Source organism: Gallibacterium genomosp. 3 (assembly GCF_001678475.1).
GTDB classification, from domain to species: domain Bacteria; phylum Pseudomonadota; class Gammaproteobacteria; order Enterobacterales; family Pasteurellaceae; genus Gallibacterium; species Gallibacterium faecale.
Window position 1 is genome coordinate 78983 of sequence record NZ_JTJR01000009.1, and the last position, 11668, is coordinate 90650.

General features: G+C 36.5%; 10 protein-coding genes and 1 tRNA gene. 5 read left to right on the forward strand and 6 right to left on the reverse strand.

Annotated elements, in window-relative coordinates; translation table 11 throughout:
- Positions 1 to 3: 3 nt before the first annotated feature.
- The gene (locus tag QV06_RS02345; protein WP_065235068.1) at positions 4 to 1062 is read right to left on the reverse strand and encodes a 3-deoxy-7-phosphoheptulonate synthase; all 1059 of its coding nucleotides are present in this window, start codon (positions 1060 to 1062) and stop codon (positions 4 to 6) included.
- Between the two features lie 246 nt (positions 1063 to 1308).
- On the opposite strand from QV06_RS02345, the gene secG reads away from it, so the two are divergent.
- The 3 genes from secG (at position 1309) to QV06_RS02360 (ending at position 3401) form a co-directional block, all read left to right on the forward strand.
- A complete protein-coding gene (gene secG, locus QV06_RS02350; protein ID WP_065236770.1) occupies positions 1309 to 1665 on the forward strand; it encodes a preprotein translocase subunit SecG in 357 nt (118 codons plus the stop codon).
- A 7-nt stretch (positions 1666 to 1672) separates the two neighbouring features.
- Positions 1673 to 1758 (forward strand) — tRNA-Leu (locus tag QV06_RS02355).
- A gap of 287 nt (positions 1759 to 2045) precedes the next feature.
- Positions 2046 to 3401: a cytochrome-c peroxidase gene (locus QV06_RS02360; protein WP_065236771.1), complete on the forward strand. Its 1356-nt coding sequence runs from the start codon at positions 2046 to 2048 to the stop codon at positions 3399 to 3401.
- Positions 3402 to 3440: 39 nt separating this feature from the next.
- Here the strand turns inward: QV06_RS02360 and QV06_RS02365 are convergent, their stop codons facing one another.
- A complete protein-coding gene (locus tag QV06_RS02365) occupies positions 3441 to 4268 on the reverse strand; it encodes a D-hexose-6-phosphate mutarotase (RefSeq protein ID WP_065236772.1) in 828 nt (275 codons plus the stop codon).
- A gap of 134 nt (positions 4269 to 4402) precedes the next feature.
- On the opposite strand from QV06_RS02365, the gene QV06_RS02370 reads away from it, so the two are divergent.
- Positions 4403 to 6334, forward strand: coding sequence for an ATP-dependent DNA helicase (locus QV06_RS02370; protein ID WP_065236773.1), 1932 nt, complete (start codon positions 4403 to 4405; stop codon positions 6332 to 6334).
- A complete protein-coding gene (gene tsaB / locus QV06_RS02375; protein ID WP_065236774.1) occupies positions 6331 to 7047 on the forward strand; it encodes a tRNA (adenosine(37)-N6)-threonylcarbamoyltransferase complex dimerization subunit type 1 TsaB in 717 nt (238 codons plus the stop codon). Before QV06_RS02370 ends, tsaB begins: the two co-directional genes overlap by 4 nt.
- Before the next feature lie 79 nt (positions 7048 to 7126).
- On the opposite strand, the gene QV06_RS02380 is transcribed toward tsaB, so the two are convergent.
- From QV06_RS02380 to hemC, 4 genes are read right to left on the reverse strand one after another with little or no spacing between them, the layout of a single operon-like run.
- Positions 7127 to 8395 (reverse strand): heme biosynthesis protein HemY, encoded by a 1269-nt coding sequence (locus tag QV06_RS02380; RefSeq protein ID WP_065236775.1) that lies wholly within the window; start codon positions 8393 to 8395, stop codon positions 7127 to 7129.
- A 14-nt stretch (positions 8396 to 8409) separates the two neighbouring features.
- Entirely contained in the window at positions 8410 to 9933 is a 1524-nt protein-coding gene (locus QV06_RS02385; protein WP_065236776.1) for a uroporphyrinogen-III C-methyltransferase, read from the reverse strand.
- A 15-nt stretch (positions 9934 to 9948) separates the two neighbouring features.
- Positions 9949 to 10716 carry a uroporphyrinogen-III synthase gene (locus tag QV06_RS02390; protein WP_065236777.1) on the reverse strand — a complete coding sequence of 256 codons (768 nt, stop codon included), beginning with the start codon at positions 10714 to 10716 and terminating at the stop codon, positions 9949 to 9951.
- Between the two features lie 4 nt (positions 10717 to 10720).
- Positions 10721 to 11647, reverse strand: coding sequence for a hydroxymethylbilane synthase (hemC, locus tag QV06_RS02395; protein WP_065236778.1), 927 nt, complete (start codon positions 11645 to 11647; stop codon positions 10721 to 10723).
- Positions 11648 to 11668: the final 21 nt, after the last annotated feature.

The window sequence follows — 11668 nt, forward strand, 5'->3', positions numbered from 1 at the left end:
GATTTATCGATCTAATTGAGATAAAGTAGCGTGTATTTTACGTAATAATGTTTCTGTTGTCTGCCAGTCAATGCACGCATCGGTGATTGAAACACCATATTGCATAGTTTCTTTTGGTTGTTCTGCACTTTGGTTACCCGCATTGAGGTTACTTTCTAGCATAATACCGGTAATAGAACGATTACCAGCAACAATTTGTTGTAGGATATCTTCTGCCACAATCGGCTGGCGACGATAATCTTTATTAGAATTACCATGACTACAATCAACCATAATTGACTGTTCTAGCCCTGCTTTTTCTAATTCAATCTCACTTTGTTTAATAAATTCAGCTTGATAATTTGGTGTTTTCCCACCACGTAAAATAATATGTCCATCTGGGTTTCCACCAGTATGCAATAAATTTACCTGTCCTTGTTGATTAATTCCGATAAAGCTATGTTCTTGGGAAGCTGCTTTTAACGCATTAATTGCTGTTGCTAAACTACCGTCTGTACCATTTTTAAATCCAACTGCCATTGATAATCCTGAAGCGAGTTCACGGTGAGTTTGTGATTCAGTTGTTCTTGCCCCAATTGCGGACCAACTGAATAAATCTGCTAAATATTGTGGTGTAATTGGATCTAAAGCTTCTGTGGCTAATGGCAGCCCCATTTCACCTAAATCTAACAATAACTTTCTTGCCAAATGTAAACCTTTCTCTACATCAAAAGTCCCATCGAGATTTGGATCATTAATTAATCCTTTCCAACCAACAGTGGTTCTTGGTTTTTCAAAATAAACTCGCATCACAATATATAGTTGATCTTTTACTTCATCAGATAACGCTTTTAATTTTTTCGCATACTCTAGTGCAGCGGGGATATCGTGAATTGAGCAAGGACCACAAACCACTAATAAGCGATTATCTTGACGGTGAACGATCTCTGCAATTTCTTGACGATAACGTTCAATATTTTGTCTTAGTGGATTTTCTAGTGGTAATTTTGCTTTTAATTCATCGGGAGTGATTAACACTTTTTCATCAACAATGTGCACATTGTGAATACTGTCTTTTCTCATTTTAAAACACCTTGTAAATATTTATATACACCAAATGTAACGATAAAATTACACTTTTTTATTCTGAGAAACAAGACAAAAGTTGAGAACTTTTTCCTCTTTTAGCGCTATCGCTCATTTTTTTATCAATCAAGCAATATCAATGGAAAAACACTTGCACTGCTAGGGCTAATCTTATAATATTGCACGCCGTTGTGCTTAGTGTTACATGCTAAGCTGAAATTTTAATTAAATGTGTGATTAACAATGTATCAAATTCTTTTAATTATTTATCCACTTATTGCGATTGCATTAATCGGCTTTATCCTTGTACAACAAGGTAAAGGTGCGGATATGGGTGCCTCATTTGGTGCTGGTGCATCAGGTACCGTATTTGGTGCAAGTGGTGCAGGTAACTTTTTAACTCGTACTACAACTATCTTAGCCATTTTATTTTTCGCAATTAGTTTATTATTAGGTAATTTAACAGCACATTCAGCAAAACCAGTTGGAACTTTTGATGATCTTTCTGGTGTTGCTCAAGAAGTACAAAAACAAGATGCTGCTAAACCAGCAACTGAATTACCAGTAAAACAAGAACAAAATCAAGATATTCCAAAATAAGAATTTCGCTCTGGTGGTGGAATTGGTAGACACGCTATCTTGAGGGGGTAGTGTCTGTAGGACGTGCGAGTTCAAGTCTCGCCCAGAGCACCAAAATACTTTCCAAAGCCTTTCGTAATTACTCGAAAGGCTTTTTCTTTTTTACCTGTATCAACATACAGATTCCATATTTTATCCCGATGTTCTAGACTAGACATGAATATATAAATCATTTTTTAATTCAATACATTCTTTTACTAGTTAAACTAAATTCTATTTCCTCACTGACCTAGATCAAACAAATTCCACTTCCTGCTATAATTACCTCTTTCCCATTATTGTGCTTTTGATTGGAATTTTCTTTAATAACGCAAAAAGCTTTTTAGTTATTTATTATCACTATGAAAACAGTTCAAACAACTTTACTCACTACTTCTCTTTTGGTTTTAAGTACATTTTCCTTTGCAGATACCTCTAATACAGCTGACCATGATCTTACCCAAGCACAACAGCAATTAACTGCTCTTGAGATAAATAAAATCTTCACTGATAAACATTGTATTGATTGTCATACTGCAACAGTTGAAACTAATAATCTAGATCCTGAAACAGTACGCAATATCAAAATTGGTCAAAAAAGTTTCCTAACTAATCAAATTACTGACAACTTACAACAACCAGAACAGATCACAATCGCTGATATCGCAAAATTGCAATATTTTTTAACTCATTATCAACAAGCTACCGATATTCATGCCAAGTTACCTTATCAATTAAATCAACAAGAACAAACAACATTGAATCAATGGCTAACTCAACAACATCAGCAAAAACTTCCTAACACAGATTCACAGACCTTTATTCAACCTATCCTTGCTATGCTTCCAGTGGATTTTAGAAAAGTGATGATTGGCGGTATGTTATTTACTGATGGACGTTTATCATTTGATAATTCTATTACCTGTTTTAGTTGTCATTTGCTAGATAATGGCGGTGTTGATGGATTACCAACTTCCACTGGCATTCATGGGCAAAAAGGCGTTATTAACGCCCCTACTGTTTATAACGCCGTGTTTAATACTTCCCAATTTTGGGATGGTCGTGCCGCAAACTTGGCTGCACAAGCCGCTGAACCACCACTAAACCCAGTGGAAATGGGATATCACGATTGGCAAGAAATTGAGCAAAAATTTGCCCAAGATCGTCAATTTCTCGATCTCTTTTTACAAGTTTATCCAGAACTCACTAAGGCTAATATGACAGATGCTATTGCTGAATTTGAAAAACGATTAATTACGCCAAATAGTCCATTTGATCGTTATTTAAAAGGTGATACGTCCGCATTAAATGATCAACAACAGCGTGGTTACCAATTATTTAAAGAAAACCGCTGTGATACTTGTCATAGTGGTATCAATATGGGTGGAAATTCTTTTGAAGTAATGGGGATTTATGCTGATTATATTAAAGATCGGGGAACACCAGAAACAACTGCTGACCTTGGGCGCTATAACCAAACAAAACAAGAAATAGATAAATATCGTTTTAAAGTTCCAACATTACGGAATATCGCATTAACAGCACCTTATTTTCATGATGCAAGAACTGATAACCTTCATGAAGCTGTAAAAATTGTACTTAAATACCAATTAGGTAAAACTTTACCTGATGATCAAATTGAGGATTTAGTCGCTTTCTTGCAAACCTTAACTGGGGAAGTACGTGGTAAGCCATTAACTAAAAAACAAAATCAATAATAAAAATAAGGGCAATCATAATGATTGCCCGCTTCTTTTTTATTGCTGTGTAATTCGCATTTCTAACGATTCACCCTGTTTCAAGGTTTCATCAACACGTGCAGTTTCTACACAAAGCATTGTTTTGTAGCCTGTTGCAGTCATTGCACTGGTTGTTGTAGTCCAAGGATTCCAAACCACAACATTACTTGCATTATGATGTTCCACTTCAATAAAGCGTTTATGTGCTTTATCTTCAATATGATTAATCCGATTTTCGCCAGAATAAACATAATCGGTCTGTTTACCAATCGTTAATGGGGATGGAACTTCTACGACTTGATTAGCGACTTTATCCATGCATTGTTTTGGTAAACCAAAAATTGTTGTTTGTTCAATATCACCAATATTGAAATAGGTATGCAATGCAACTTGTGCTTCACTATTATTTAGCTGAGTAAATTTAACTCGACAATCTTCTGCAAAAGCCATTCTTACGCGTGCAATTGCAATATTATTTTCTGAATATAACCCAAAAATTAGTTTCACTTCATGCTCACTTACTTGCCAATCACTTAATACCCATTGGCTAATTCGAGCAAAGCCGTGTGCTGGTTGTTTTACGGCACCAAACCATGGATAACAAAGCGGCACACCACCACGAATAGCAACACCCGCTTTAAATGGTTCAGCTTCGCTAAGCCATAATAAATCTTGTGTAGCTGATTTTGGCTGCCAACTTAATAATTGTGCACCTTGTAAAGAGATAATTGCTCGACCAGTTTCATGTTCTACCACGATCATAGAAATTTCGTTATAACGTTGCAGGGAAATATTAGGATGAATTTGCTCAACAAACTCCATTTTATTAAAAAGTGAAAATGTCATTATTTAACCTCAAATATTTATCATAAAAATATCGGGCTTAGGATAGATCGATTAGTCAATGAAAAAAAGTTATAATCTCAAAATTGCCTCTTTTATTGAGATAGTTAAAACTTTTCTAAAAAATAGCTTGTAAAATGTCGAAAAAACAACAACTACAAAAAATCTTCTCATCTGATGGTTTATTAAGCCAATCCATACAGCAATTCCAACCTAGAGTGGAGCAAATTGAAATGGCAAATGCTGTTTTGGATACTATTGAAGATCAGTCACAATTAATTGTTGAAGCAGGAACAGGAACTGGAAAAACGTTCGCCTATCTCATTCCAACATTATTGAGTAAGCAAAAAGCGATTATTTCTACTGGCTCAAAAAATTTACAAGACCAACTATTTCAACGTGACCTTCCTACAATTAGCAAAGCAATGGGATTTAGTGGCAAAATTGCACTACTAAAAGGGCGAGCAAATTATCTCTGTTTAGATCGTCTAGACAGAATTTATCATCGTGGAATGGTTGGTGATAATAGCTTGTTAAAAGATTTCAAAGCAATTCAGAAATGGCGCAATCACACGAAAAATGGTGATCTTAGTGAATGTACTGCATTATCAGAAGATAGTCCCTTAATTCCTCAAATTGTTAGTACCACAGAAAGCTGCTTAGGATCTGATTGCCCTTTTTATGAAGAGTGCTTTGTATTAAAAGCACGTAAAAAAGCATTAGATGCGGATCTAGTAGTGATTAATCATCACCTTTTCTTTGCTGATATGGCAATTAAAGAAAATGGCTTTGGAGAATTGATCCCTCAAGCTAAGGTGATTATTTTTGATGAGGCACATCAATTACCGACAATTGCCTGTCAATATTTTGGACAAACGCTTAGTTCTCGCCAACTATTTGATTTATGTCGAGATCTGAATTTAGTTTATCGTACTGAGCTTAAAGATATGGCACAGTTAGGCAAAGCCACCGATGTAGTACAAAAAGTGATTCAAGACTTTCGGTTAGCTTTTGGTGTTGAAAATCAACGCGGCGATCTCCGCCAATTATTCTCTCAAGAAAAAATCCGCAAAGAATTTCAATTCTTACAAGATAAGCTGACCATTTTATTAGACATAGCAAAAGTGGGCGAAAAACGTTCTGATAATTTAGATAAATTGATTGAGCGTATCGAAGAGTTATTACTATTAATCGCACGTTTACAGCAAGTAGAACAAGTCGGTTACTGCTATTGGTATGAAACATTTGGTAAACAATTTAGCTTACATATTACGCCATTAACGATTGCAGATAAATTTCAACAACAAGTAGAAAAACAGCATGCTGCTTGGATTTTTACTTCTGCTACCTTAGATTCTGGTGATAATTTTACACATTATGCAGCCAATTTAGGTATTACCAATGCTAAAAAGAAAATTTTGCACAGCCCTTTTAATTACCCAGAACAGGCTTTATTGTGTATCCCCCGTTACTTACCAGCAAGTAATCAGCATCATACTTTAGAACAACTAGCAACCATGCTGTTACCGGTGATTGAAGCAAATCAGGGTAATTGTTTTGTACTTTGTACCTCTAATTTTATGATGAAAGGATTTGCTGAATATTTTCGCCAATATAGCAACTTAAATATTTTGTTACAAGGTGAAACCAGTAAAACTCAGTTATTACAGCAATTCGTTAGTAATAAACATAGCGTATTAGTTGCAACTCAAAGTTTTTGGGAAGGTGTAGATGTGCGAGGTAATGCTTTATCATTAGTTATTATTGATAAGCTACCTTTTGCTTCCCCTGACGAACCATTATTAAAAGCACGTCTAGAAGATTGCCGTTTACAGGGCGGTGATCCTTTTAATGATATTCAAATTCCAGAAACCATTATTACCTTAAAACAAGGTGTAGGTCGTTTAATTCGTGATGTTCACGATCGAGGTGTTATTGTTATTTGTGATGCTCGGATGGTAATGCGTCCTTATGGACAACTTTTTTTGAAAAGTTTGCCTCCAGCACAACGTACCCGCGATCTGAATAAAGTAATTCACTTCCTACAACAAATTAGGAACCAACAATGATGAAACCAACTTTATTAGCATTAGATACTTCAACTGAGGCTTGCTCTGTGGCTCTTTTATACCGTGGTGAATTAACCTATTTAGAAGAGATTGCACAACGTACCCATACACAACGCATCTTACCTATGGTTGATCAACTATTACAACAATCTGGTTTACAACTATCTCAACTGGATGGGCTAGTTCTAGGACGTGGTCCAGGTAGTTTTACTGGCGTTAGAGTAGGTGTTTCTGTGGCTCAAGGCTTAGCTTTAGGTGCAGAATTACCAATCTACCCAATTTCTACATTAACGGCTATGGCACAAGCTGCTTATGAAACAGAACAGGCTACACAGGTATTAAGTGCCATTGATGCCAGAATGAATGAGGTCTATTTTAGCCAATTATGTTATCAACCAGAGAACATCGAAGGAAACACCTATCCGGCTTGGCATTCAATACAAGAAGAACAAGTTATTGCCCCAGAATTACTTTGTCAGCAACTCACTAATACTAGCGCAGAACATTATAAAGTAGGCACGGGTTGGGCTGCTTATTCTGCATTAAATACAATTCCAGGAACACGCTCACAAATTACTCTTCCTACCGCACGCTATATGTTACCGCTTGCCCTTGCTGCTTATAAAAAACAAAATTATGTTACCGCAACGGAAATTGAACCTATCTATTTACGTAATGAAGTGACTTGGAAAAAATTACCTGGCAGAGAGTAAGAGGAATTTTTTGATCTTTGTTTTATTTTTTGAATTAAAAAGGGCTGTTCTTACAGCCCTTCTCTTCTTTAGGATAAATTTATTTCTTCTCTAAACTTAATAAATCACTCGCTGCTACGGAAGATTTATCCTCAATTTTCATTGTGTCTTTTAAGCATTGCTGACGAATTTGTTGAGCCGCTGCCATATCATTTGCTTTTTCTGCTAAATATGCAGCCACAGTATAATCTTGAATATCAATACAAGATTTATCTTCTGCCGCTAATACTTTACTAAAAGCTTGGCGGGCTTTCTCAAACTGATTAGCACGTAACGCTAAATAGCCTGTTGCTCTTGCAACAGCACAAGCAATATTAGCGGATAAATCACCTTTAGTACTGGTTTTATCTAGCCATTTAACGACTTTCTCACTATTTCCTACCTGTAAACGTGCAATTTGATTTAAGAATGCCAACATATCGTTATTTTCGATCCGTTTCACTGAATCAAGCACCAAACTATACGCAGAATCATGATCATCACTATCAATTAGACGGCGAATCATACCAACAATCGCATAACTATTTTGGCGACGGGTACGAGATTGTTCAGGCCACCAATGTAGCAATCCTTCAACCCCTTCTTCATTCATTTTTTCATCTAATAGCCTATCTAATACTTGATGATATAACTGATTAAATTCATCACCTGTATAGAGTCCACTTTTTTCTATCTGTGGCAATAAATTATCTAATGCTGAATAAGCATGAGAACGGAGATAAATTGTTACCGCTAAACGTAATACTTCTACATTTTGTGGCGCTAATACTAATAGACTATCGACTGCTGTACGTGCAGTTGGTAATTTGTTTTGGCGTAATAAAATGCGAGTACGGGCCAGTTCTACAATTAAATTATCAGGTCCAGCTAATTCAGTTGCCTCAATAAGGTATTTATTGGCACTAAATTCATCACCACGTTGTTGGGCAGCTTCTGCTGCTTTCACAAAATTAAGGATTGGCTCTGATGAATGTTTCGCATTCTTACCAATTAATTTCTCTGCTTTTGCATAATTTCCTTCATCCATCTTCACAAAACCTTGCAAAATTTGTTGTTGTGCTTTGCGTCTTTTGCGTACAGAGAACCAATTATAAGTACCACTGCTAAGACGGAAGAAACGAGTAATTATCCATTCAACACCATAGATAACGGCTAACGCAATCACAAAGAAAACTACTAACATTGTGATGCTCATTTCAATACTATAAGAATCTGTAAGAATTCGAACATAACCTTGCTTACCTGAGATATATGGCCCTGCAATAAAACCAACCAGCAAGATTAACATCAAGAATAATACTCTAAACATATATTTTTCTCCTACTATTCTGTTTTCGCTGGTGTGTCATTCTTTGGGGCCTCAGTAGCAGCTGGCTGACTCTCCTCAGTTTGGCTGGCTGGTTGTTCAGGCGTAGCTTTTGGCTGTTCAGTTGCTTGAGATTGTGCCTCTGCATTTTCTTTTGCTTTAGCTTCCTCTGCTTTATTTTCCTCTAGAATGGTAGAATTCGCCTTCATCTCCACTTTTTCAATTTTGTGTGGTTGCTTATGCAAAATTTCATCCAAAGTCGTCAAACTTTCAAAGGTACTTGGTGCATCAACATAGATTGACTGTTCTGAAAGATCATCAAGCTGTTGTAAGAAACGTTGCACCAATACACTGTCTGTATTGAAATAGCTTCTTACCCAAGAAGTTACAGCTTCTAGCGATCCTTTATACAATTCATTTTGTTGACGAGGCACTGCTAATAAAGCAATTTGCAAGCGTAATCGAATATTTTCACGTAAATAAACATCTTGATTCGGTGCTAATAATGCCTTTTCAACAGGATCTCTTGGTTGAATACGAATAAAGTGATTTAAGAAAGAATTAGCTGATTTTTCGATATTAGTCCGCCAATCGCTGATTGAATCAGAAAGCTCACCATCATCGCTACCTGTCGCATTATCACTAGAAAGATCTAATACTTCTAAATCATCTACTGCATTAGCCAGTTGCGATAATTTTTGCATAATTGCATTTTGATCAACGTCATTTACATCCGCTAAACGTTTAAGATCTTGAGCAATCGCAGTACGTACACTAATTGCTCTTGGATCAGAAACATCATTTAACACAACATCTGCTTCTTTAAGTAAGGAAATTGCCGTACTTAAATCATTATCAATTAATAACTTACGTTGTGCATTACTTAATAAAAAATCTGCTTCTGACATCAACCATTCATTTGGTTGGCTTTCTGCTTTATCCGCAGCGGCTTTATTTAATTGTGATTGTAAAGCAATGATTTGTTGTTCAGTAATACCTCGATTTTGCTCTAATGCACTTAACGCATTTTTCGCTGCTTCTAACTCGCTTGCTGTACTAACAAGAGCATTTTTCACTGCATCAAAATCAGCTTTACTTACCGTTTCTGCTGGTGTTGCTTGAGTTGCCACTTGTTGGCTTTCCTCTAGAGAGGTAATTTTTTGTTGTAATTGGCTAAGTTGTTGTTGGCCTAAATAATAACCTGCACCGCCCACACCTAACGCAACTAATAAAGCAAGTAAGGCAATACCTTTACCGCTTGAAGATTTCTTTGTTTGTGGTTCTGGTTGAGAAGAAACTTTATTCTCTTTTGAAGTCGTATTCTGTTTCGCAGAATCTGTTTTTTTGGGCTCTGCTGTCATCACTGTCTTTTCTTCTTTCATTGATTGTTTTTCTGTTTTTTTATCTTCTGAATGAATAACAGCGTCAGTTTTTGGAGTGGTTACTGCTTCAACTTTGTTTTCTTCACCTCTATTAGGAGTAACCTCTTCATTTATCTCTGTATTTTTTTGAATATCAGTTTCATCATGTTGTTTTTTCATTGCTACTCCTATTGTTTATTTATCTCGTGAATGGGGATAAAAAGATAATATTGTTTTTAATAAACTATTATTATCAGCCTTTTCAGTGAGAATCACTTTATCTTCTTGCCAACCAGCTTCTTTGGCTAATTGAGCAATACGATCACTAATCACCACCAACTTACAATTAACTAACCAATTATGTTCACTTTTAGGAATAAAATCCAGTAAATACCGTAAAATTTCACCACTAGTCACCACAATAGTATCAATCCCTGCTCGAGAAAACATCATCAATTCTGTTTCTGTTAACTCTTGCCTTTCTCGATGATAACAAGCCACCATTTCTACATTTGCACCTTGCACTGTAAGTTGTTCAGGCAATAACTCCCGCCCTTGTTGTCCACGTAAGATAAGTACATTTTTATCTTGGCATTGCTGCATTAAGGGTAATGCTAATAGCCCTTCGCTATTCTCTTGCAAAAATGGATAACTCACAGCTTGCTGACTAACCTCAGTTAAACGCATAGCTGTTTTACATCCTACTGCCAAATAGTACAAATCTGCTCGCCAAGTAAATCCCGTATTTTGTAATACTTGTGCTGCATAATTTACGGCATATTGTGACACACAAATGACATAATCACCTGGATTTAACTTCTGTAATTTCTGAGGCAGTTGATTTAATTGCTCCCCAGTCACAATTTTAATAAAAGGAGCATGAATAGCTGCAATTCCTTCACGAATTAACATGGCCGTCAAATGTTGACCTGACTCTTCCGGACGTGTGACTAGAATTCCCATGAAATTATTCTAATACCTGTGCTAATAGTTTTTCTGCACCTTGTGCTAAAAGCGATTCAGCCACCTGAATGCCTAACTGCTCTGCTTGTGTACGTGGTGCAGTTCCTTCTGCTCTTAACACTTCGCTGCCATCGACTGCACCAACTAAAGCACGCAAGTGAAGCTGTTCTCCCACTAATACAGCATAGCCCGCAATTGGTACTTGGCATCCCCCCTGTAAACGATTATTCATTGCACGTTCTGCAATCACACGATCCCACGTATCTTGGTGTAATAATGGACGCAATAAGCCATTAACCCAATCATCATCCGCTCTACATTCGACACCTACTGCGCCTTGTCCCACTGCGGGTAAAGAACTTTCTGGTGCAATAAAACTGCGAATACGTTGTTGTTCACCTAAACGAATTAACCCTGCGGATGCCAAGATAATTGCATCATATTCTCCCTCATCTAATTTTCTAAGACGAGTTCCTACATTGCCTCGCAATGTTTTTAACTCAAGATCAGGACGTAAGGCATTTAGCTGACATTGGCGACGTAAACTTGATGTTCCTACGACTGCGTGTAGAGGTAACTCTTCTAATGAAGCATATTGATTAGAAACAAATGCATCTCGAGGATCTTCCCGTTCACAAATAACGCTTAAATGTAACCCTTCTGGAAATTGCATTGGAACATCTTTCATTGAATGGACTGCAATATCCGCTCGATTTTCTAATAACGCAAGTTCTAATTCTTTAACAAAAAGCCCTTTACCACCAATTTTGGCCAATGGCGTATCTAATAACACATCTCCTTTAGTCACCATTGTGACTAATTCAACGTTTAATTCAGGGTATAAATTTTCTAATTGCTGTTTGATAAAATTAGCTTGCCATAAGGCTAAAGGACTTTGCCGAGTTGCAATACGGATAACATCTTTTTGCATAATTCACTCTTTTGTGGTTAA

Excerpts from the sequence above, each read along its gene's own strand:
- QV06_RS02345 (WP_065235068.1), bottom strand. The coding sequence starts at position 1,062 with ATGAGAAAAGACAGTATTCACAATGTGCACATTGTTGATGAAAAAGTG.
- hemC (WP_065236778.1), bottom strand. The coding sequence starts at position 11,647 with ATGCAAAAAGATGTTATCCGTATTGCAACTCGGCAAAGTCCTTTAGCC.
- tsaB (WP_065236774.1), top strand. The coding sequence starts at position 6,331 with ATGATGAAACCAACTTTATTAGCATTAGATACTTCAACTGAGGCTTGC.
- QV06_RS02390 (WP_065236777.1), bottom strand. The coding sequence starts at position 10,716 with ATGGGAATTCTAGTCACACGTCCGGAAGAGTCAGGTCAACATTTGACG.
- QV06_RS02370 (WP_065236773.1), top strand. The coding sequence starts at position 4,403 with ATGTCGAAAAAACAACAACTACAAAAAATCTTCTCATCTGATGGTTTA.
- QV06_RS02365 (WP_065236772.1), bottom strand. The coding sequence starts at position 4,268 with ATGACATTTTCACTTTTTAATAAAATGGAGTTTGTTGAGCAAATTCAT.
- secG (WP_065236770.1), top strand. The coding sequence starts at position 1,309 with ATGTATCAAATTCTTTTAATTATTTATCCACTTATTGCGATTGCATTA.
- QV06_RS02385 (WP_065236776.1), bottom strand. The coding sequence starts at position 9,933 with ATGAAAAAACAACATGATGAAACTGATATTCAAAAAAATACAGAGATA.
- QV06_RS02380 (WP_065236775.1), bottom strand. The coding sequence starts at position 8,395 with ATGTTTAGAGTATTATTCTTGATGTTAATCTTGCTGGTTGGTTTTATT.
- QV06_RS02360 (WP_065236771.1), top strand. The coding sequence starts at position 2,046 with ATGAAAACAGTTCAAACAACTTTACTCACTACTTCTCTTTTGGTTTTA.